Here is a 21,086-nt window from a genome sequence, read left to right on the forward strand (position 1 = left end):
CCCGGTGTCGGACATTTTGCGCGGCGGCCGAGGTCGCTGTGCCCATTTACGCACGCAGGAGCATCAAGCATGCACACGACGTTCAACCGGATTCTGATCGCGACGACGATTGCCTGGCAATTGGCGCTACCTGTCCAGGTGCACGCAGAATCCTCTGCGTTGCCAGCGGGTGCCATCGCAACGGTGAACGGTACACCGATCACCAAGGCAGAAGTCGACGCCGTGTTGCAAGCGTCCCGCCAGCCAGATACGCCGCAGTTTCGCCAGGCGATCAAGAATCAGCTGATCGCTCAGGTGCTGATTCAGCAGGCCGCTGAAAAGGCAAACTACGGCAGCAAGCCGGAAGTGCAGACGGCCATGCAGATTGCCAAGACGAATGCCGAGACACAGCTTTTCGTGCGCGATAACGTGAAGCCTGAACCGGTTACGGACGCACAGGCGAAGGCGCGCTATGACGAGATTGTCGCATCGCTCGGCAAGGACGAGGTCAAGCCGCGCATCATCGTGACGAAAGATGCGGTGACCGCCGTGACGGTGTTGGCCGGGCTGAAGGCAGGGCAGTCGTTCGACGCACTGGCACGACAGTACAGCCAGGCGCCGACCGCCGCGGCTGGCGGTGAACTTCCGTGGGTGAGCTTCAAGACACCGGTGACGGACGGGAATACGCAAGGATTGCCGCTCGCCGTTGCGCAGGCGATCACGCAGTTGCCCGCAGGCGGTGTGACGTCGCAATCGATCGCAGTCGGCAACGACGTAAACGGACCGCGAGCGATCGTCAAGGTCGACGCGAAGCGACCGACGCAGGTGCCGTCGTTTGAGGCGGCGAAGGCGACGATTCAGCAGCAGCTGCAAGCGTTGGCGCTCGAGAAGGCGACAGCGAATTTCGTCGGTGGATTGATGAAGAACGCAGCCATTCAACAGTAAGCGCAACCGCGCGCATTTCGCAAACGCGCATCGATTACCGACCGTGTTGTGCGGCTGAACTGTTCCCGTACTGCACGGTCGCATCGGGCAGCTACGTGCTGGTGCAGAACCTGGACGTGTGCAACGAATTCGATATCGCGGTACTGACCAACTGGCTGCTCGAACAGGCCTGCCATCCGATCGCGACGAACCCGGACGTCGCCGGCGGCAACGTGCTGCCGATGTATCGCGGCGGATAGCGCGGTCCGCTTGCAACGCTTCGTGCGGTTTCGTACGTTCCTTGCCGTCGCGCGCGGCGAAGGTTCTGCCGCTCCGTCGTGCGCAATACCAGCAACCTGTGCGATGATGCGCCGCTTCGCGTTCGTTGCAGAACGCCGCCGACCGCGGCGCCCGGTTCCGGGTCACCGCCGAGTCCTGACACCCGGAGACGACATGCCCGCACACATCATCCAAGGCAGCACGCTGCATTACCAGGATCACGGCACCGGGTTTCCGGTGCTGCTCGGACACAGCTATCTGTGGGACGCGGCGATGTGGGCGCCGCAGGTCGATGCGTTGTCGCGCCGGTATCGCGTGATCGTGCCGGACCTGTGGGGGCATGGTGCATCGGGTGCGCCGCCCGACGGCACGCTAACGCTCGACGATCTCGCCGCGCACGCGAGCGCGCTGCTCGATGCGCTGGAGATCGAACAGTGCGCGGTCGTCGGGCTCAGCGTCGGCGGCATGTGGGGCGCGCGGCTCGCGTTGCGCGAACCGCAGCGCGTGCGCTCGCTCGTGCTAATGGATGCGTCGCTGGAGGCCGAGCCCGAGGCGACACGGCTGCGCTACTTCGGGATGCTCGATGCGATCGCGGCGGCCGGCAGCATCGTGCCGCCGCTGCTTGATGCGATCGTGCCGCTGTTCTTCCGCCCCGACGTCAATCTGGCAGACCCGGTGCCGACCGCGTTTCGTGCCGCGCTCGCGAGCCTGCCGGCCGACCGGCTGCGGCAATCGATTGTCCCGCTCGGCCGGCTGATCTTCGGCCGGCCCGACACGCTGTCGGCGCTGGCCGAACTCGATGCCGACCGCACGCTGCTGATGTGCGGCGCGGGCGACATGGCGCGCCCGCCGTCGGAAACCGTGAAGATGGCGAGTGTGATCGGTTGCGCGCATGCGCTGGTGCCGGACGCCGGCCACATTTCGAATCTGGAGAATCCCGCGTTCGTCACGCGTGCGCTGCTCGACTGGTTCGACGCGCAGCAACTGTCGTCGAACTGACGAACGCGTGGGCGGCGACGCCGGCGCGGGCCGCGCGGCGTCGCGTCATGGCGGACCGTGTCAGGCGCGCTCGCCGACCGGCGTGAACTTCCTGCCCGGTACGCGGGTTTCGTCGGCACTGCCGCGCACGAGGCTCAACGCTTCCGCGCGGCTTGCGACACACGGCCCCGAACCGGGCAGCGGTTGGCGCGCCGTCTCGCGCAGCGCGAGTACCGACACGATGCCGATGAACGATGCGCCCATCAGGTAGTACGCGGGCATCATCAGGTCGCCGGTGCGATCGACCAGCCATGCGGTGACGAGCGGCGTCGTGCCGCCGAACAGCGACACCGACACGTTGAAGCCGATCGCGAGCGCGCCGTAGCGGATCCGCGTCGGGAACAGCGCCGGCAGCGCCGACGGCATCACGCCCGTGAACGTCGACAGCAGGATGCCGTAGATCAGCATCCCGCCGAACACCGGCAGCATGCCGCCGGTGCGGATCAGCATCAGCGCCGGCACCGACAGCACGAGCAGGCCCACGCAGCCGGCCATCATCACCGGCTTGCGGCCGACCTTGTCCGACAGGTGCCCGGCGTACAGCGTCATGGGCATCATCAGCACCATCACGAGCAGCACCATGAACAGGCCGTGTGATTCGCGGAAGTGCAGCGTCGCCGACAGGTAGCTCGGCAGGTACGACAGCGCCATGTAGTCGGTCACGTTGAAGATCAGCACGAGGCCGACACACTGCAGCAACGGCTTCCATTGTTCGACGAGCAGCGTCGCGAAGCGTTGCTTCGGCCGCGTGCGTTCGTCCGCCTCGCGTGCTTCTGCTTCCTTCTTGAATGCCGGCGTTTCCTCGAGTTTCAGACGGACGTAGAGGCCGACGAGGCCGAGCGGGCCGGCGATGAAGAACGGCACGCGCCAGCCCCACGACAGCAGCGCTTCCTGCGACAGCGTCGCCGTGAGCAGCGCGACGGTGGCCGCACCGAGCGTATAGCCGATCAGCGTGCCTAATTCGAGGAAGCTGCCCATGAAGCCGCGACGCCTGTCGGTCGAGAATTCGGCGATGAAGGTGGCGGCGCCGCCGTATTCGCCGCCGGTGGAGAAGCCCTGCACGAGGCGGGCGACGAGCAGCAGCACGGGCGCCATGATGCCGATCGATGCGTAGCTGGGGATCAGGCCGATCGCGAAGGTGCCGACGGCCATCATGATCATCGTCGCGGCGAGCACGCGCTGGCGGCCGATGCGGTCGCCGAGCGGGCCGAACACCATGCCGCCAAGCGGGCGCACGAGGAACGCGGCCGCAAACGTGCCGAAGGTGGCGAGTAGCTGCGCGGACGGGCTGCTGGACGGGAAGAACACCCTGCCGAGCGTGACGGCGATGTAGCTGTAGACGCCGAAGTCGAACCATTCCATCGCATTGCCGAACGCCATCGCGCCGACCGCGCGCTTGAGGACGGCAGGGTCGACGATCGTGATGTCATCCAGCTTGATGGACTTGCGCGAAGACCGGGCTTTCGCGGGGTGCGCTTGCGACGGGCTCAATGAACTCTCCTGGAATTGCCTTGGCAGCCGGCCGGGCTGGAATGCAGTGGAGTCGTGCGGGCCGATGGTCAGCGAAGGCGGATGTCTCGGGGGCCTCGATGTCGGTGAAGTGATGCGCGCTGCGGGCGACACCGGGCAAGTTTGTTGTGAGAGCCAGTTTAGAGAAACGGTCGCGGCCGACTATCGGTCATGCGCCCGGAACCCGGTTGTAAACGACACGGAAGGAACGGTGGCTGTCCATCGCTTCGATGCGCATCGGCATCTGCATTCGTTGGCAACGGCGGGGGGAGACCGGGGCAAGGCGCACGAGATGAACAAAAGCCGTCTGCCGCCGTCTTTGGTGGTAGCGTACCGTCCCCGATCGGATATGACGCACGGATGACGACTATCAACTGGCGCTCGTGCCGTCTGATGGCAGCACGTCAATGACGGCTGTGTCGACTCGATAGATATACTTTCGCCAGAGGCCAGGTGTTGCAATGTCCCTCGAGACGTTCGCACTGCCGCTCGATGACGGGGCGATCCCGGCTACTTGTTTTTCTCGAATCGTGATGATGAAGTTATCCAGGCTCACTTCATGCGCATTGATCCTCGTCGCGCCCGTCGCCAACGTGACTTACGCTCGCGATCTGGACAAGAGCGACCCTGACCGCGCCCATATACTGGCCGCCGTTCACCGGCTGAACGACAGCGAACCGGACATGAAGGATTACCACTATTTCGTGGTCGATCTGATCAAGGATCGTGATGCCGCCTTCGCGTGCGTTGCGTTGACGGACAAGGATGGCAGCCTGGAGATGGCGGATGACCAGGCCGAGATCATGAAGTTCGCGCTGAACAAGCGCAGCGCGCAATGGGTAGCAACCGATCTCGGCGGCGTGGGATTTGCAGTCGGTGCGAAGCCGCTGCAATCGGCTTGCAAGGTGGATGGCCGTATCGTCAGCACGCGCGATGATGTCAATGTCGCGTTGAAGGCAACGGGACACAAGCCATTCTCCCCTCGTTGATCGCGGAGAGGGTTGGCGAGACCGACAGGACGGCGGCGCCTTTCCGGAGTTGAGTGTCGCCGCGACGGTTGTCGTCAGGTATTCGCGGAAACTTCCGTCGCAGAAGTCACGACTGCCCCCGCCGACTCATCGGCCAGCGCCCAGCGCTTCACGAGCCCCGCGATCACGAGCACGGCCACCGCGCCGGCCAGCGGCGCGACGGCCATGATCGGGAGAATCTGGCCGAGCCCCAGCCCCGCGCTCAGGAGCGCCGCGCCGGCAAACGCGCTGCCGATCGCACCCAGCCGGCCGAACGCATGCATCCAGCTCAATCCGGTCGAGCGTGCGACGGTCGGATAGAAGCGCGCGGTCAGCGCATTCATGCCGGTATTCGTGCCGGGAACGAACCACCCCCACGCAAAAGCGAGCACCTGCAGGGCCCAGAACGTCGACTGCATCCCGTGCACGGCCCAGAGCGACAGTGCCGCCAGGCAAAAACTCGCGGCGATCACGCGGTAGCGGTCGAAGCGATCCATCAGCCAGCCGATCGCGACCGAGCCCAGCGTGCCGCCCCAGTTCAGGAAGCCGACCATGATCGCGCCCTGCGCGCTCGTATAGCCGGCGTCTTTCGCCATCGTCGGCAGCCAGTTGTACAGCAGGTAAAGGACGAACAGCCCGACGAAATAGCACAGCCAGATCAGGACCGTGCCCGCGACATAGCGCGTCGACAGGATCGTGCCGATCGCGCCGCCTTTCACCTTCGGTTGCGCGGGCAGGAAGAATGCCGTATCGGCGGCCACGCGCGTACGGCCGATCGCGGAAAGGATCTTCGCAATCAGTTCGGGACGCTTGCGCTGGACTGTCAGGAATGCGACCGATTCGGGCAGCCAGCGCATCAGGATCGGGACGCAGACCGCCGCCAGCGCACCGCCCACCGTCAGCATCGTGCGCCACCCGTAGCTCGGGATGATCCAGGCCGCGATGAACCCGCACAGCGCGGCGCCGACCGTGAATCCGCTGTACACGACCGTCACGAGGAACGAGCGCCGGCGTTCCGGCACGTACTCGGACCATAGCGTCACGACGTTCGGCATCACGGCGCCGAGGCCGAGCCCGGTGACGAAGCGGATCGGCAGCATCGTCGCGAGCGACGTCGCGTGCGCGGTGGCCAGCGTGCCGACGCCGATGATCAGCACGCTCGCGACCAGCACGCGCTTGCGGCCGAAGCGGTCGGCGATCGGCCCGCCCAGCAGTGCGCCCGCCGCCAGACCGAACAGCGCGGCGCTGAGCACCGGCGCCAGTGCGCTCTTCGTGACGCCCCATTCCTTGATGAGTTCCGGCACGACGAAGCCGATGATGACGGTATCCCAGCCGTCCAGCGAGATCACGACGAACGTGAGCAGCCCGACGAGCCACTGAAACGGGCTGACGGGACGTTCGTCGATGAATTCCCGGACGTTGATGGCGCTTCCTGATGCCGGCATGGCTGTCTCCTGCGATGGGGCCCCGGGCCCAGGCATGGGCGCCGGTTGCTACCCGACGCGATGCCCCGCAGTGTTCGTGCGCCGAAATTCCGCGTCCAACAAGAAATTCCGTTCGCCGCGACAACGAAACCTTATCGGTCGGCCGCGTGCTCCGGGTACCCCGGTATCCCCTGGCCCAGCTTTTCCAGCAGGAATTCGGCGACGAGCGTGACCGCCGGCGGCAACGGCGGGCGGCTCGTGTAGACGAGCTGCAGCCCGAGGCCCGAGCTCGAGCGTCGATAGGACGGCAGCACGCGCACCATCCTGCCTTGCTCGATCGCCGGCTCGACGAGCAACTGCGGCACCAGCGCGATGCCGAGCCCGGCGATGCAGGCCTGCACGACCACGCGCATGTCGTTGACCGAGAAGCGGCCGGCGATCGAGATTTCCTGCGTGCCGCGCGGCCCCTGCAGCCGCCACATGCTGCGCCCCTGGCGGCTCGATACCGTGAGGCAATCGTGGTCGGCCAGGTCGCGCGGCGTGCGCGGCGCGCCGCGCCGTTCGAGGTAGGCAGGGCTGGCGGCGAGGATCATCGTGCCCGGCGCGATCCGGCGCACGCGGAAACTGCCGCCCGTCTCGACGCCGATGCGCAAGGCGAGGTCGATACGCTCGGCGATCAGGTCGGACGGCGTGTCGTCGAGCAGGAAGTCGATGCTGATCTGCGGATAGCGCGCATAGAACTCGGCGAGCCATTCCAGCTTGAAAAATTCGAACAGGCCGGCCATTGCGGCCACGCGCACCGTGCCGGACGGTTCCTGCCCGTCGGCATGCATCCGTTCGATCTCGAAGATCCGGTCGAGCGCCGGTGCATAGCGCTCGAACAGCGTCTGACCTTCGGTGCTCGGCGCGAGCTTGCGGGTCGAGCGATGCAGCAGGCGCGTGCCGATCTGCCCCTCGAGCTGGTCGATACGCCGGCTCAGCGTATTGGCCGGCATGCGCAGGCGCCGCGCGGCCTCCGAGAAGCTGCCGGCCCGGACGACCTGGACGAACAGCGCGAGATCATTCAGATCGAGCATCGGATTCCTCCAAAAATGGATTAATCAAATCCTATTTATCCGTCTAGTGTAAAGCGGATTCAATCTCCATACTGGTCTCACGCTACAAACGAACCCCCTGATGTTTCAAGGAGATTGAATTGAACAAGACCCTGACGATCGCGGCCGGCGCACTCGCCGCATCGCTGTCGTTTTCCGCATTCGCCGCCGCATCGACGTACCAGCTCGATCCGGACCACACGTACCCGAGCTTCGAAGCCGATCACATCGGCGGCCTGTCGGTGTGGCGTGGCAAGTTCGACAAATCGAGCGGCACCGTGACGCTCGACCGCGCGGCGAAGACCGGCACTGTCGAAGTGACGACCGCGATCGCGTCGGTTCATACGGGCAGCACGAAGCTCGACCAGGACCTGCAGTCGAACCAGTTCTTCGACGCGTCGAAGTTCCCGGAAGCGACCTACAAGGGCGCGATCACGTTCAACGGCGACCGGCCGGCGACGGTGGTCGGCAATCTCACGATGCACGGCGTGACGCGTCCGCTCACGCTGAAGATCGATTCGTTCAAGTGCATGCCGCATCCGATGCTCAAGCGCGAAGTGTGCGGCGTCGACGCGGTGGGTGAGTTCGACCGCAGCGAGTTCGGCGTCGATTTCGGCAAGGCATACGGCTTCAACATGAAGACGCGCCTGCTGATCACGGCCGAAGCCCTCAAGCAGTAACCCCGTCATCCCGTTCGGAGAATCCTCATGAAACTGCTGCACATCGATTCCAGCATCCTCGGCCAAGGCTCGGTCAGCCGCGAACTGTCGGCAGAGATCGTCGCCAATTTCCGCGCCCGCGATCCGGGCCTCACGGTCACGCGCCTCGATCTTGCCGTCACGCCGATCGGCCACCTGACCGGCCAGCACCTTGCCGCCGCGCAAGGCGCGCCCGTCGACGACGCGCTGAAGGCGGACGTCGAGATCGGCCAGCGTGCGCTCGACGAGTTCCTCGCGACCGACATCGTGGTCATCGGTGCACCGATGTACAACTTCGGCATCGCGTCCCAACTGAAGGCGTGGATCGACCGCATCTCCGTGGCCGGCAAGACGTTCCGCTATACCGAGAACGGGCCGGAGGGGCTGTCCGGCGGCAAGAAGCTGGTCATCGCATCGTCGCGCGGCGGCGTGTACAGCGCAGGCTCGCCGGTCGCGTCGTTCGATCATCAGGAAACCTATCTGCGGGACGCGTTCGGTTTTCTCGGCATCACGGACATCACGTTCATTCGCGCGGAAGGCGTCGCGATGGGGCCGGACAAGCGCAGTGGCGCCATTGCATCGGCGAAGGAAGCGGCGGCGGCTCTCGCGGCCTGACGCAACGGGCCGGCTGCCGGCCACAGGAGAACCACCATGTTGAATGCTGTCGAACCAGCGCTGCCGGCCGCCGTCGCCGGTCGTCATGTCGTGTTCCGCACGCATGGCCGCGCGCATGGCCCGGTCGTGCGGATGGTGAGCCCGTCCGACGTCGGCGAGATGATCAAGCCGTTCGTCTTTCTCGACCTGATCGACACACAGGCGCCGATCGGGGCGCAGGCCTTCGGCTGGCATCCGCATTCGGGCATCGCGACGCTGACGCTCGCGATCGACGGGCGCGGCACCTACGCCGAATCCACCGGCCACGAGGGCACGATGGCGCCTGGCGACATCGAATGGATGAGCGCCGGGCGCGGCGTCTGGCATACGGGTTCGGTCGTGCCGCCGGTCAAGGCGTTCCAGCTGTGGGTCGCGTTGCCACCGGGGCGCGAGCTGGCGCCGGCGTTCAGCCAGCACCTGTCGATCGACGACATCCCGATCGACGGCCCGGCACGCGTGCTGCTCGGCCGCCACGGCGACGCGGTCAGCCCGATCGATGCGCCGGCGGGCATCAACTACCTGGTCGTGCAACTGAAGGCCGGCGAGCGCTGGGTGTCGCGGCCGCCGCAGGGCTACCGGGTCGCCTGGACCGCCGTGATGGACGGCAGTCTGCGCACGCCGGACCCGGTCGGTCAGGGCGAGCTGGCCGTCTTCGATGGGTCCGATGCGCTGCTCGAATTCGAAGCGGTGACCGATGCGCGCTTCGTCGTCGGCACGGCCATCCCGCATCCGCACGATCTGCATCTCGGCCACTACTCGGTGCATACGAGCGCCGCCGCGCTGGTGGAGGGCGAGCGCGAAATCGTGCGCATCGGCCACGCATTGCGCGCGAAGGGCACGCTGCGCTGAGCGGCGCGCCTGAAGCTTCCTTTTCCCTTACGGCTTCGCGATCCGGCCGGCGCATTTCACACATGCGCCGGCCTTCGCACATTCGTCGCCGCGAGGCCGCCGCACCATTGCCCGGCGCGCTTAGGTGTTTATACGTATGCCGATTCCGATATCGCCTCAATCCAATATTTCATTGGAAGGTTATCGGGCTTGTTCCTAGACTGATGCGGGGCGGGCAGACCGGGCCGGCCGCACGCGCCGGCCGGCGCAGCCCCGATCCGCGACAGCGCCACGCAGAAACAGAACAGCGCCGCGGCAGACAACGACATCATCGGAGACGGACCATGACATTCATCAGGAAGCTGGCGGCCGGTGCGCTCGTCGCCGCGGCGACGGTGTTCGCGCCCGGCGCATTCGCGCAGCAAAAGCCGATCACGCTCGGGTTCTCGCAGGTCGGCGCGGAAAGCGCGTGGCGTACCGCAAACACCGTGTCGGTGAAGGGCGCGGCGAAGGACGCCGGCATCAACCTGAAGTTCTCCGACGCGCAGCAGAAGCAGGAGAACCAGATCCGCGCGATCCGCTCGTTCATCGCGCAGAAGGTCGACGTGATTGCGTTCTCGCCGGTCGTCGAATCGGGCTGGGAGCCCGTGTTGACCGAAGCGAAGGCCGCGCATATCCCGGTGATCCTGACCGATCGCGCGGTCGACGTGAAGGATCCGTCGCTGTACGTGACGATGATCGGCTCGGACTTCCTCGAGGAAGGGCGGCGCGCGGGCCACTGGATGGAAGAGCACTACAAGAACGACGCGGGCCCGATCAACATCGTCGAACTGCAGGGCACGGTCGGCTCGGCGCCGGCCAACGATCGCCGCGCGGGCCTGCTCGAAGTGATCAAGAACAATCCGAAATTCAAGGTGATCGCGTCGCAGAGCGGCGACTTCACGCTCGCCGGCGGCAAGCAGGTAATGGAAGCGTTCGCGAAGACCTACGGCAAGCAGATCAACGTCGTCTACGCACACAACGACGACATGGCGCTCGGTGCGATCCAGGCGATGGAGGAAGCCGGGATCAAGCCCGGCAAGGACGTGAGCGTGGTGTCGTTCGACGCGACGAAGGGCGGCTTCCAGGCGATGGTTGCCGGCAAGATCAACGTCGACGTCGAATGCAGCCCGCTGCTCGGCCCGCAACTGATGAGCGCGGTGAAGGACGTCGTCGCCGGCAAGCCGCTGCCCAAGCGCATCGTCACGAACGAGACGGTGTTCCCGATGAACGTCGCGGCGCAGGTGATGCCGACCCGCAAGTACTGACCGGTCCGGCAGGTTCGTCACGGGGTGCCGCCGCGCGGCCGCCCGGACGATGGCAACCGCTTCGAGGGGAGGCTGCATGGAGAGTCCGCCGGTGGTCGAGATGATCGGCATCGACAAGTCGTTTCCGGGCGTGAGCGCGCTGCAGCGCGTGAACTTCCGGCTGTTTCCGGGCGAGATCCACGCGCTGATGGGCCAGAACGGCGCGGGCAAATCGACGCTGATCAACGTGCTCACTGGCGTGCATGTGCATGACGCGGGCGAGATTCGCGTCGGCGGCCGGCCGGTGCGTTTCGCCGCGCCGCGCGAGGCCGAGGCGGCCGGGATCCAGACGCTCTACCAGGAAGTGAACCTGTGCGCGAACCTGTCGGTTGCCGAGAACATCTTTGCGGGCCGGCAGCCGATGCGGCGCGGCGCGATCGACTGGAACGCGATCCATGCGCGCTCGCGCGCGGCGCTGGCCGAACTCGACCTGGCGCTCGACGTCACGCGCTCGCTCGATGCGTATCCGATCGCCGTGCAGCAGATGGTCGCGATCGCGCGCGCCGTGTCCGTCGACGCGCGTGTGCTGATTCTCGACGAGCCGACGTCGAGCCTCGACGACAGCGAGGTCGCGCGGTTGTTCGACGTGCTGCGCCGGCTGAAGGCGTCGGGTATCGCGATCCTGTTCGTCACGCACTTTCTCGAGCAGACCTATGCGGTGTCCGACCGGATCACCGTGATGCGCAACGGCGAGCGCGAAGGCGAGTATCTGGCGCGCGACCTGCCGGTCGACGCGCTGGTCGCGAAGATGACTGGCCGTGAGCGGATGCCCGACACGCTGCAGGAGGGTGCGGCTGCTGTCGAGCGTTCGGCCGGCGACGCCGCGCCGTTCCTGTCGATGCAGCAGGTCGGCCGGCGCGGGATGATGAGCGCGCTCGATCTCGACGTGCGTCCGGGCGAGATCGTCGGGCTGGCCGGGCTGCTCGGCTCGGGGCGCACAGAAACCGCGCAGCTCGCGTTTGCCGCCGAGCGCGCGGACACCGGCGCGATCGAGATCGACGGCGCGCGCACGCGGCTCGCGTCGCCGCACGATGCGGTCCGGCACGGCATCGCGTACTGTCCGGAGGATCGCAAGAAGGAGGGCATCGTCGCCGCGCTGTCGATCCGCGAGAACATCGTCCTCGCGCTGCAGGCGCGACGCGGCTGGTGGCGGCTGATCGGGCGCGCGCGCCAGCGCGAGATCGCCGACACGTACATCGCCCGGCTCGGCATCAAGGCGCGCGACGCGGAGCAGCCGATCGGGCTGCTGTCGGGCGGCAACCAGCAGAAGGTGCTGCTCGCGCGCTGGCTCGCGACTGCCCCGAAGCTGCTGATTCTCGACGAGCCGACGCGCGGCATCGACGTCGCCGCGAAGTTCGACATCATGGAGCGCGTGCTCGCGCTGTGCGCGACCGGGCTCGCGATCCTGTTCATCTCGTCGGAGATCGGCGAGGTCGTGCGCGTGAGCCACCGGATCGCGGTGTTGCGCGACCGGCGCAAGGTCGCCGAACTGACCGGCGCCGACGCGTCCGAGGAGCACGTGTACCGGCTGATCGCGGGAGGCCAGTCATGACGTGGCTACGCACGCTGTTTCGTCATCCGCTCGCGTGGCCGGCGCTGACGCTCGCGCTGCTGTTCGCGCTCGACGTCGCGCATCGTCCGGGCTTCCTGTCGATCGCGCTGCTCGACGGCCACCTGTTCGGCGCGCCGATCGACATCCTGAACCGCGCGGCGCCGCTCGTGATCGTGTCGCTCGGAATGACGCTCGTGATCGCGACGCGCGGGATCGACATCTCGGTCGGCGCGATCGTCGCGATTGCCGGCGCGGCGGCGGCAATCGTGCTCGATACCGATTCGTCGAGGATCGGTGTGGCGCTCGCGGCCGCGCTCGGCGTCGGGTTGCTCGCCGGCGCATGGAACGGGCTGCTCGTCGCGTTCGTCGGGATGCAGCCGATCATCGCGACGCTGATCCTGATGGTGGCCGGGCGCGGCGTCGCGCAACTGCTGACGGGCGGCCAGATCATCCCGATCGGTGCGCCCGGTTACCTCGCGCTCGGCGGCGGCTATCTCGCGACCGTGCCGTGCGCGGTATGGATCGCAGTCGCGACGATCGCCGCGACCGCGCTGCTGGTGAACCGCACGGCGCTCGGGCTGTTCATCCGCGCGATCGGCGTGAACCCGGTCGCGACGCGGCTCGTCGGGCTCCGCTCGGGCGCGGTCGTGTTCGGCGTGTATCTGTGCTCGGGCGTGATGGCGGCGCTGGCCGGCATTCTCGCAAGCTCGAACGTGCGCAGCGCCGACGGCAACAACGCGGGGCTGCTGCTCGAACTCGACGCGATCCTCGCGGTGACGCTGGGTGGCACGTCGCTGCTCGGCGGCCGTTTCAGCCTCGCCGGTTCCGTGCTCGGCGCGCTGATCATCCAGACGCTCACCTACACGACCTATTCGATCGGCGTGCCGCCGGAGGCGACGCTCGTCGTCAAGGCGGTTGTCGTGATCGTCGTGACGCTGATCCAGTCGGAGGCGGCGCGCGCGCTTTTCGTCAGGCACGCGTCGCGGCTGCTGCCTGCCGCGCGTTCTCGAACCACCACCGGAGTGACGCCGCGATGAACCGATTCCTCGCACGGCTCGCCGACCCGCGCACGCTGCCGATTGTCGTGACGATCGTGCTGTTTGCCGCGCTGTTCGGCTTCGGATCCGTGATGTACACGGGATTTTTCTCGATGCAGGTTCTGACCGGGTTGCTCGTCGACAACGCGTTCCTGCTGATCGTCGCGATCGGGATGACGTTCGTGATCGTGTCGGGTGGCATCGACCTGTCGGTCGGCTCTGTCGTTGCGCTGACAACGATATTCTGCGCGGTCGGCGCCGAGCGGCTGCACTGGCCCGTATGGGTGATCGTGCCGCTCGTGCTCGCGTTCGGCGCGCTGTACGGCGCGGCGATGGGTGCGTTGATCCATTATTTTCGTTTGCAGCCGTTCATCGTCACGCTTGCCGGGATGTTTCTCGCGCGCGGCGCGTGCTTCCTGATCACGACGCAGTCGATCACGATCAACGAATCGACGTTCCATGCGATCGCGGGCATCAGCGTGCCGGTCGGCGGCGGGATGTTGAGCGCGGGCGCGCTGATTGCGCTCGCGACGCTGGCCACCGCGATCTACGTCGCGCATTTCACGCGTTTCGGCCGCAACGTGTATGCGATCGGCGGCAACGAGCGTTCGGCGCTGCTGATGGGCTTGCCGGTCGCGCGCACGAAGATCGGCGTGTATGCGCTCAGCGGCTTCTGTTCGGCGCTCGGCGGCGTGGTGTTCACGCTGTACGTGCTGTCGGGCTACGGGCTGCAGGCGCAGGGGATGGAGCTCGACGCGATCGCCGCGACCGTGATCGGCGGCACGCTGCTCACGGGCGGCGTGGGCTACGTGGTCGGCTCGGTGTTCGGTGTCGGCATCCTCGGCACGATCCAGGTGCTGATCACGTTCGACGGCACGTTGAGCTCGTGGTGGACGCGGATCGTGATTGGTGCGCTACTGTGCGTGTTCTGCGTGTTGCAGCGGGTCATCGAGCGGCATGCCGCACGGCGGCGCACCGGCGGCACGGGGCAGGGCGAGCGGCCGCAGCCGGCCGATGCGGCCTCGACACGGCCGGCCGGAACGAGCGAGGACGCGGCGCTCGTATCGGCGATGCGGCGCGTGTAGCGGATCGTACGACGCGTGTCGTGCTGCAGATCGACAGGCCAGCGGCGCGCGGCGTGGTCGCGCCGCACCGCCGGTGCGTGTCGCAGGCGGTGCGCAATGCGTCATGCGCGAACGCCCACACGGTACTGCGTGGTCTGTCGATAGACGGTGCCCGGATGAACGATGACGGCGTCGCGCAGGCCGGCCATGTTGACCTGATCCGGGAAGCCGCCGGCTTCGACGCACAGCGCGGCATGGCGCGCACAGCGCGTGCCGCCGCTCACGCGCACGTCGTCCAGGTAGTTGCCCGTATAGAGCTGCAGGCCGCGCTGATCGGTCGACACGACCAGCTCTCGACCGCTTTCCGGATCGTAGATGGCCGCGACCGGCCTGAGCGCTTGTGCACCGTCGCGCAGCACGAAGCAGTGATCGAAACCGCGCGCTCGTGCGAGTTGTGCGTGCGGCCAGTCGAGGCGCGCGCCGAGCGGCGCGCTCTGCCGGAAGTCGAATGCGGTACCGGTCACGTCGGCGGTGCCGGTCGGGATCAGTGCGTCGTCGACTTCGAGGAATGCGTCGGCGTCGATGCTCAGCACGTGGCCGCGCACGTCGCCGCCCGCGCGGCCGCTGAGGTTGAAATAGCTGTGATTCGTCAGGTTGAGCGGCGTGGGCGCGTCGGTGACGGCCGTGTAGTCGATCGTCAGCGCGTCGTCGTCGTCGAGCGCATAACGAACCTGCACGCTCACGTTGCCCGGAAAACCCGCGTCGCCTTCGGGTGAATCGAGCTGCAGCGTCAACCCGCCGCAATCGTCGACGACGGCCCAGCGCTGCCGGTGAAAGCCGTTCGCGCCGCCGTGCAGCAGATTGCCGCGTTCGTTGCGATCGAGCCGGTAGTCGACGCCGTCGAGCCTGAAGCGCGCGCCGGCGATCCGGTTCGCCCACCGGCCGATCGTCGCGCCGAGGTAGACGCCCGACTCGACGTATTCGGCGGGTGTGTCGTGTGCGAGCACGATATCGGCGAAGCGTCCGGCGCGGTCGGGCGCGAGCCACGAGACGACGGTCGCGCCGAGATCGCTGACGACCACGCGCATCCCGTGCGCGTTACGCAGCGTGTAGCGTCGTACCGCGTCGCCGTCGGGCAGCGTGCCCCACGGCTCGGAAGGCACGCGTGCGACGCCAGGCGCCGGGAGGAGAGAGTCGGTATCGATATGCATGGGTGGATTCGATGGGTAAGGCCGGCTTCACTGCGCGGCGGTCGTGCGTTCCTGGTATTCGCGCGGCGTGCACCCCAGTTCGCGGCGGAATACCGCGTACATGTACTGGAGCGACGTGAACCCGCAGCGGATCGCGACTTCGGCACTCGACGCCTGACGGCCGGCGAGCAGCGCTTGCGCCGCTTCGAGCTTGTGGCGCAGGATTTCCTGGTGCACGGTGCGTTGCAGCTCGCGCCGGAAGTGTTCCTCGAGCAGCGAGCGCGACACGCCGACGTAGTCGGCGACCTGCTCGGTCTTGATGCCCTGGCACGCGTACTGGCGAATGAAATGACGTGCGCGCATCACGTACGGGCTCGTGAGCGGCTGGTGGCGCGTCGATTCGAGCACGTTGATCCCGACGGGCGGCACGAGAATGCGCCGGTCGGGAAAACGCGCGCCGCGCAGCATCTGGTGCAGCAGGTGCGCGGCGGTCCGGCCCATTTCCTCGGTGCCCTGGATCACGGACGACAGCGGGATGCGCGTCAGCGTGCGCGTGAGCGGATCGTTGTCGATGCCGATGATCGCGACCTGTTCCGGCACTGCGAGACCGGCGATCAGGCACGCCTGCAGCAGGTGCCGCGCGCGTGCGTCGGTTACCGCGATGATGCCGACGGGCTTCGGTAGCGCGTGCAGCCAGCCAGTCAGCTGCTCGATCGCGTGGTTCCATGCCGACGCGCTCGTCGACAGCCCGCGGTAGATTGGCGCGTCGAGCCCGTCCGCGCGCGCGATCCGGTCGAATGCCAGCTCGCGCTGCTGTGCCCAGCGGTTCTGCTGCGCGACGGGCAGGCTGTACATCGCGAAGTGTGCGAGCCCGGCGCCGATCAGGTGCGTGTACGCGAGCGACACGAGCTTCGCGTTGTCGGTCGCGATATACGGCACGCCGTCCGGGTACTGCGCCGGATCCTCGTAAGACGAGCCGAGCGCGACGACCGGCAGTGGCGAGCCGGCGAGCGCGTCGGCGACAGCCGGGTCGTCGAAATCGGCAACGATGCCGTCGCCGTCGAAATGCTCGATGCCGGCGAGCCGGCAGCGGAAGTCGTCTTCGAGGAACAGGTCCCACACCACACGCGTCGAGCGCAGGTACTGGCCGATGCCGCTGATGATCTCGCGGTCGTAGACCTTGTTGGCGTTGAACAGTAGCGCGATGCGGTGCGGTGTCTGGCTGGAAGGGGCGCGGGTCATCTCGGTCTCGAGGCGCGCGCCGTGCGGGGCGTCGCGCCGTTGTCTCCGGGGGCGCGGGCGGCGCCGCGCGGTTGTCGGGTTTGTCTGATGTCCGGCGATTGTAGGACGGAACGTGTGCGGTGCGCAGTGCGCTGGCAAGAAACGTTAAGCATCCTGCGCAATTTCGCAATTGCAGGCGCGGTGGCACGCGGGCACGATCCAGCCAGATCGAATTCGGCCCGCACGCCAACGCGCCGCGCGCCGCACTGCAACAAGAAACCGGACGGAGACGCCATGTCGTATTTCGAACAGATTCCCGCAATTCGCTACGAAGGTCCGCAATCGGACAACCCGCTTGCCTACCGCTATTACGACCGCACGAAGCGGGTGCTCGGCAAGACGCTCGAGGAGCACCTGCGCATCGCGGTGTGCTACTGGCATACGTTCGTGTGGCCGGGCCACGATATCTTCGGTCAGGGCGCATTCCGGCGGCCATGGCAGCAGCCGGGCGACCCGCTCGAGCGCGCGCGGCAGAAGGCGGATGCGGCGTTCGAGTTCTTCACGAAGCTCGGCACGCCGTTCTATACGTTTCACGACACCGACGTCGCGCCGGAGGGCGACAGCCTGCGCGAGTACGTCGAGAACTTCGCGCGGATGACGGACTATCTGGGCGAGCGTCAGCAGGCCACGGGCGTGCGGCTGCTGTGGGGCACCGCAAACCTGTTCTCGCATCCGCGCTTCGCGGCGGGCGCGGCGACCAACCCGAATCCCGACGTGTTCGCGTGGGCGGCGACCCAGGTGCGCCACGCACTCGACGCGACGCATCGACTCGGCGGCGAGAACTACGTGCTGTGGGGTGGCCGTGAAGGCTACGAGACGCTGCTCAATACCGATCTCGTGCGCGAACGCGAGCAGTTCGCGCGCTTCCTGTCGATGGTCGTCGAGCACAAGCACCGGATCGGGTTCAAAGGCGCGCTGCTGATCGAGCCGAAGCCGCAAGAACCGACCAAGCACCAGTACGACTACGACGTCGCGAGCGTGCACGGTTTCCTCACACAATACGGATTGCAGAATGAAATCCGCGTGAACATCGAGGCGAACCACGCGACGCTCGCCGGCCATTCGTTCCATCACGAGATCGCGAATGCGTTCGCACTCGGCGTGTTCGGCAGCGTCGATGCGAATCGCGGCGATCCGCAGAACGGCTGGGACACCGACCAGTTCCCGAACAGCGTCGAGGAGCTGACCCTCGCGTTCTACGAGATCCTGCGCCACGGTGGCTTCACCACCGGCGGCATGAACTTCGACGCGAAGGTGCGACGCCAGAGCGTCGATCCGGAAGACCTGTTCCATGGCCATGTCGGTGCGATCGACGTGCTCGCGCTGGCCGTCGAGCGCGCAGCCGTGCTGGTCGAGAACGACCGGCTCGACGCGCTGCGCCGGCAGCGCTACGCGCAGTGGGACAGCGCATTCGGCCGCGAGATCCTGTCGGGCGGCTACACGCTGGAGGCGCTCGCCGCCGACGCGCTCGCGCGCGACGTGAACCCGCAGCATGCGAGCGGCGGGCAGGAGCGGCTCGAGAACATCGTGAACCAGGCCATCTACGGGTTGCGCTGACGCCATGTACATCGGAGTCGACCTCGGCACGTCGGGCGTGAAGGCCGTGCTGCTCGACCGCGACGGCGCGGTGCGTGCCAGCGCGAGCCGGCCGCTGACGGTAAGCCGGCCGCGGCCGCGCTGGTCCGAACAGGCGCCGCGCGACTGGTGGGACGCGGCCTGCGCCACGCTGGCGGCGCTCGTCGCCGATGCGCGCGCGGCCGGTATCGATCCGCGCGATATCGAGGCGCTCGGCCTGACCGGGCAGATGCACGGTGCGACGCTGCTCGATGCACGCGGCGACGTGCTGCGCCCCGCGATCCTGTGGAACGACGGCCGCGCGGATGCAGAGTGCGCGGAACTCGAGCGGCTCGCACCCACGCTGCGTGCCGTCGCCGGGAATCTCGCGATGCCGGGCTTTACCGCGCCGAAGCTGATGTGGGTGCGCCGTCATGAGCCGGACCTATTCGCGCGGATCGCCCATGTGCTGTTGCCGAAGGATTATCTGCGCTACCGGTTGACCGGCGCGTTCGCGACCGATCCGTCGGATGCGGCCGGCACGCTGTGGCTCGATGTCGCGAAGCGCGATTACGACGACACGCTGCTCGCCGCATGCGGGCTGTCGCGCGCGCAGGTGCCGGCCGTGTTCGAGGGTAACCGCGTCACCGGCATGCTGCTGCCGGCCGTCGCGCGCGCGCTCGGGTTGCGCGAAATCCCCGTCGTCGCGGGCGGGGGCGACAACGCGGCCGGGGCAGTGGGCGTCGGCATCGTGCGGCCTGGCGATGCGCTGCTGTCGCTCGGCACGTCGGGCGTCTATTTCGCGGTATCGGACGGTTTTCGCGCGAATCCCGAATCGGCGGTTCACAGCTTCTGTCACGCATTGCCGCGCACGTGGCACCTGATGTCGGTGATGCTGAACGCGGCCGGCTGCATCGATTTCACCGCGCAACTGGCCGGCTACGACGGCGTTGCTGCGCTGCTCGCCGACGCGGAAGCGAACGCGCGCGCGGAGCGCCCGTGGTTCCTGCCTTACCTGAGCGGCGAGCGCACGCCGCACAACGATGTGAATGCGAAGGGCGTGTTCTACGGGATGACGCCCGACACGCAGCGTGCGGATCTCGCGAACGCGACGCTCGAAGGGGCCGGCTTCGCGTTGCTCGACGGGATCGACGCGCTGCATGCGGCCGGCCTCGCGCCCGACGGCATCACGGTGATCGGCGGCGGCTCGCGCAGCGCGTACTGGACTCAGATGCTGGCCGACCTGAGCGGCCGTGCGCTGACCTTGCGCGCGGGCGGCGAAGTCGGCCCGGCGCTCGGCGCTGCGCGGCTCGCGCATCTCGCGCTCGAACCGGACGCGCCGCTCGACGCGGTGTGCCCGCAGCCGCCGGTCGTCGCGGTACGGGAGCCCGACATGGCGCGCCACGCGTGGTATCGCGACGCGCGCAGGCCGACGTTTCGCGCGCTGTATCGGGCGCTCGAACCGGTGTTCGCGACAGGCGTGTGACCCGCCGCACGAAACCGTGCCGCGCGGTGGCAAGACGATGGGCGACCGGCTTCGGCGGCCGCCCGGCGTTCGTGGAGTGGTCCAATAAAGAGAGGAATGGAGACATGAAATCCGTCAAACGTCGTACCGTATTGAGCTCGCTTGCCGGCGCCGCTGCGCTGGCGATCCTGACGCTGGGCGCACCGCTCGCGCATGCGAGCAAGGACAAGCCGGAAATCGGCTTCTGCATCGACGACCTGCGCGTCGAGCGCTGGTCGCGTGACCGCGACTACTTCGTGGCCGCCGCCACCAAGCTCGGCGCGAAAGTGTCCGTGCAGTCCGCGGACGCGAGCGAGGAGCGGCAGATCTCGCAGATCGAGAACCTGATCTCGCGCGGCGTCGACGTGATCGTGATCGTCCCGTTCAATTCGAAGACGCTCGGCAACGTGGTCGCCGAAGCGCGCAAGGCTGGCATCAAGGTGGTGTCGTACGACCGGCTGATCCTCGACGCCGACGTCGATGCGTACATCTCGTTCGACAATCAGAAGGTCGGCGAACTGCAGGCGCAGGGTGTCGTCGACGCGAAGCCGAAAGGCAACTATTTCCTGCTCGGCGGCGCGCCGACCGACAACAACGCGAAGATGTTGCGCGAAGGGCAGCTGAAGGTGCTGAAGCCGGCGATCGATCGCGGCGACATCAAGGTCGTCGGCCAGCAGTGGGTGCCGGAGTGGAGCGCGTCGACCGCGTTGCGGATCGTCGAGGATGCGCTGACCGCGAACAACAACAAGATCGACGCGATCGTCGCGTCGAACGACGGCACCGCGGGCGGCGCGATCCAGGCGCTCGCCGCGCAGCACCTGGCCGGCAAGGTGCCGGTGTCCGGGCAGGATGCCGATCTCGCCGCGGTCAAGCGCGTGATCGCCGGCACGCAGACGATGACCGTCTACAAGCCGCTCAAGCTGATCGCGAGCGAAGCGGCGAAGCTCGCGGTGGATCTCGCGAAGGGCACGAGGCCCGCATTCAACGCGCAATACGACAACGGCAAGAAGAAGGTCGACACGGTGCTGTTGCAGCCGACGCTCCTGACCAAGCGCAACGTCGACGTCGTCGTGAAGGACGGCTTCTACACTCAGGCGCAACTGGCGAGCCAGTAACGATGCGGC

Annotated in this window: 19 protein-coding genes; 14 read left to right on the plus strand and 5 right to left on the minus strand. The window is 67.1% G+C overall.

From position 1 onward, the window contains the following. The first annotated feature begins 69 nt into the window (after positions 1–69). From U5809_RS01020 to U5809_RS01030, 3 genes are all read left to right on the plus strand, one after another. Entirely contained in the window at positions 70–924 is an 855-nt protein-coding gene (locus tag U5809_RS01020; protein WP_322085109.1) for a peptidylprolyl isomerase, read from the plus strand. Between the two features lie 95 nt (positions 925–1,019). Then, a complete protein-coding gene (locus tag U5809_RS01025) occupies positions 1,020–1,163 on the plus strand; it encodes a hypothetical protein (protein WP_322085110.1) in 144 nt (47 codons plus the stop codon). A gap of 193 nt (positions 1,164–1,356) precedes the next feature. Next, positions 1,357–2,181: an alpha/beta fold hydrolase gene (locus U5809_RS01030; RefSeq protein ID WP_322085111.1), complete on the plus strand. Its 825-nt coding sequence runs from the start codon at positions 1,357–1,359 to the stop codon at positions 2,179–2,181. Positions 2,182–2,241: 60 nt separating this feature from the next. Here the strand turns inward: U5809_RS01030 and proP are convergent, their stop codons facing one another. Continuing rightward, positions 2,242–3,711, minus strand: coding sequence for a glycine betaine/L-proline transporter ProP (gene proP / locus U5809_RS01035; protein ID WP_322085112.1), 1,470 nt, complete (start codon positions 3,709–3,711; stop codon positions 2,242–2,244). Between the two features lie 479 nt (positions 3,712–4,190). Here proP and U5809_RS01040 point away from each other — a divergent pair, with 479 nt between their 5' ends. After that, on the plus strand, positions 4,191–4,718 hold the full coding sequence (locus U5809_RS01040; RefSeq protein WP_322085113.1) for a hypothetical protein: 528 nt from the start codon (positions 4,191–4,193) through the stop codon (positions 4,716–4,718). 74 nt (positions 4,719–4,792) lie between these two features. Here U5809_RS01040 and U5809_RS01045 read toward each other — a convergent pair whose 3' ends face one another. Beyond that, a complete protein-coding gene (locus tag U5809_RS01045) occupies positions 4,793–6,181 on the minus strand; it encodes an MFS transporter (RefSeq protein WP_322085114.1) in 1,389 nt (462 codons plus the stop codon). A gap of 131 nt (positions 6,182–6,312) precedes the next feature. Further along, positions 6,313–7,236 (minus strand): LysR family transcriptional regulator, encoded by a 924-nt coding sequence (locus U5809_RS01050; protein WP_322085115.1) that lies wholly within the window; start codon positions 7,234–7,236, stop codon positions 6,313–6,315. Between the two features lie 119 nt (positions 7,237–7,355). Here U5809_RS01050 and U5809_RS01055 point away from each other — a divergent pair, with 119 nt between their 5' ends. From U5809_RS01055 to yjfF, 7 genes are all read left to right on the plus strand, one after another. After that, positions 7,356–7,934, plus strand: a complete 579-nt coding sequence (locus tag U5809_RS01055; RefSeq protein WP_282511820.1) for a YceI family protein — start codon at positions 7,356–7,358, stop codon at positions 7,932–7,934. 27 nt (positions 7,935–7,961) lie between these two features. Then, positions 7,962–8,567 (plus strand): FMN-dependent NADH-azoreductase, encoded by a 606-nt coding sequence (locus U5809_RS01060; RefSeq protein WP_282511818.1) that lies wholly within the window; start codon positions 7,962–7,964, stop codon positions 8,565–8,567. Positions 8,568–8,603: 36 nt separating this feature from the next. Continuing rightward, a complete protein-coding gene (locus U5809_RS01065) occupies positions 8,604–9,455 on the plus strand; it encodes a pirin family protein (RefSeq protein WP_322085116.1) in 852 nt (283 codons plus the stop codon). A 323-nt stretch (positions 9,456–9,778) separates the two neighbouring features. Beyond that, positions 9,779–10,741 (plus strand): ABC transporter substrate-binding protein, encoded by a 963-nt coding sequence (locus U5809_RS01070; protein WP_176046520.1) that lies wholly within the window; start codon positions 9,779–9,781, stop codon positions 10,739–10,741. 76 nt (positions 10,742–10,817) lie between these two features. Continuing rightward, complete coding sequence (locus U5809_RS01075) at positions 10,818–12,332, plus strand: sugar ABC transporter ATP-binding protein (RefSeq protein WP_322085117.1); 1,515 nt, start codon at positions 10,818–10,820, stop codon at positions 12,330–12,332. Further along, positions 12,329–13,369 carry an ABC transporter permease gene (locus tag U5809_RS01080; protein WP_322085118.1) on the plus strand — a complete coding sequence of 347 codons (1,041 nt, stop codon included), beginning with the start codon at positions 12,329–12,331 and terminating at the stop codon, positions 13,367–13,369. Before U5809_RS01075 ends, U5809_RS01080 begins: the two co-directional genes overlap by 4 nt. Beyond that, on the plus strand, positions 13,366–14,454 hold the full coding sequence (gene yjfF, locus U5809_RS01085; RefSeq protein WP_322085119.1) for a galactofuranose ABC transporter, permease protein YjfF: 1,089 nt from the start codon (positions 13,366–13,368) through the stop codon (positions 14,452–14,454). Before U5809_RS01080 ends, yjfF begins: the two co-directional genes overlap by 4 nt. 101 nt (positions 14,455–14,555) lie before the next feature. Here the strand turns inward: yjfF and U5809_RS01090 are convergent, their stop codons facing one another. After that, the gene (locus U5809_RS01090) at positions 14,556–15,644 is read right to left on the minus strand and encodes an aldose epimerase family protein (protein WP_322085120.1); all 1,089 of its coding nucleotides are present in this window, start codon (positions 15,642–15,644) and stop codon (positions 14,556–14,558) included. A 27-nt stretch (positions 15,645–15,671) separates the two neighbouring features. Beyond that, a complete protein-coding gene (locus U5809_RS01095) occupies positions 15,672–16,865 on the minus strand; it encodes a DNA-binding transcriptional regulator (protein WP_322085121.1) in 1,194 nt (397 codons plus the stop codon). Positions 16,866–17,138: 273 nt separating this feature from the next. Here U5809_RS01095 and xylA point away from each other — a divergent pair, with 273 nt between their 5' ends. The 3 genes from xylA to xylF all read left to right on the plus strand — a co-directional run bounded on the left by xylA (position 17,139) and on the right by xylF (position 21,077). Then, the gene (gene xylA / locus U5809_RS01100) at positions 17,139–18,461 is read left to right on the plus strand and encodes a xylose isomerase (RefSeq protein WP_322085122.1); all 1,323 of its coding nucleotides are present in this window, start codon (positions 17,139–17,141) and stop codon (positions 18,459–18,461) included. 4 nt (positions 18,462–18,465) lie between these two features. Beyond that, positions 18,466–19,944, plus strand: coding sequence for a xylulokinase (gene xylB / locus U5809_RS01105; protein WP_322085123.1), 1,479 nt, complete (start codon positions 18,466–18,468; stop codon positions 19,942–19,944). Positions 19,945–20,048: 104 nt separating this feature from the next. Beyond that, entirely contained in the window at positions 20,049–21,077 is a 1,029-nt protein-coding gene (xylF, locus tag U5809_RS01110; protein ID WP_322085124.1) for a D-xylose ABC transporter substrate-binding protein, read from the plus strand. The last annotated feature ends 9 nt before the right edge of the window (positions 21,078–21,086 follow it).

The organism is Burkholderia sp. BCC1999 (assembly GCF_905339975.1).
Lineage (GTDB): Bacteria > Pseudomonadota > Gammaproteobacteria > Burkholderiales > Burkholderiaceae > Burkholderia.

What these genes read in the sequence shown, in the direction of transcription:
- U5809_RS01040 (WP_322085113.1), top strand. Translation starts at nt 4,191, where the DNA reads ATGTCCCTCGAGACGTTCGCACTGCCGCTCGATGACGGGGCGATCCCG.
- xylB (WP_322085123.1), top strand. Translation starts at nt 18,466, where the DNA reads ATGTACATCGGAGTCGACCTCGGCACGTCGGGCGTGAAGGCCGTGCTG.
- U5809_RS01065 (WP_322085116.1), top strand. Translation starts at nt 8,604, where the DNA reads ATGTTGAATGCTGTCGAACCAGCGCTGCCGGCCGCCGTCGCCGGTCGT.
- U5809_RS01095 (WP_322085121.1), bottom strand. Translation starts at nt 16,865, where the DNA reads ATGACCCGCGCCCCTTCCAGCCAGACACCGCACCGCATCGCGCTACTG.
- U5809_RS01045 (WP_322085114.1), bottom strand. Translation starts at nt 6,181, where the DNA reads ATGCCGGCATCAGGAAGCGCCATCAACGTCCGGGAATTCATCGACGAA.
- U5809_RS01080 (WP_322085118.1), top strand. Translation starts at nt 12,329, where the DNA reads ATGACGTGGCTACGCACGCTGTTTCGTCATCCGCTCGCGTGGCCGGCG.
- U5809_RS01070 (WP_176046520.1), top strand. Translation starts at nt 9,779, where the DNA reads ATGACATTCATCAGGAAGCTGGCGGCCGGTGCGCTCGTCGCCGCGGCG.
- U5809_RS01050 (WP_322085115.1), bottom strand. Translation starts at nt 7,236, where the DNA reads ATGCTCGATCTGAATGATCTCGCGCTGTTCGTCCAGGTCGTCCGGGCC.
- U5809_RS01060 (WP_282511818.1), top strand. Translation starts at nt 7,962, where the DNA reads ATGAAACTGCTGCACATCGATTCCAGCATCCTCGGCCAAGGCTCGGTC.
- U5809_RS01090 (WP_322085120.1), bottom strand. Translation starts at nt 15,644, where the DNA reads ATGCATATCGATACCGACTCTCTCCTCCCGGCGCCTGGCGTCGCACGC.
- U5809_RS01075 (WP_322085117.1), top strand. Translation starts at nt 10,818, where the DNA reads ATGGAGAGTCCGCCGGTGGTCGAGATGATCGGCATCGACAAGTCGTTT.
- xylA (WP_322085122.1), top strand. Translation starts at nt 17,139, where the DNA reads ATGTCGTATTTCGAACAGATTCCCGCAATTCGCTACGAAGGTCCGCAA.
- U5809_RS01030 (WP_322085111.1), top strand. Translation starts at nt 1,357, where the DNA reads ATGCCCGCACACATCATCCAAGGCAGCACGCTGCATTACCAGGATCAC.
- U5809_RS01020 (WP_322085109.1), top strand. Translation starts at nt 70, where the DNA reads ATGCACACGACGTTCAACCGGATTCTGATCGCGACGACGATTGCCTGG.
- xylF (WP_322085124.1), top strand. Translation starts at nt 20,049, where the DNA reads ATGAAATCCGTCAAACGTCGTACCGTATTGAGCTCGCTTGCCGGCGCC.
- yjfF (WP_322085119.1), top strand. Translation starts at nt 13,366, where the DNA reads ATGAACCGATTCCTCGCACGGCTCGCCGACCCGCGCACGCTGCCGATT.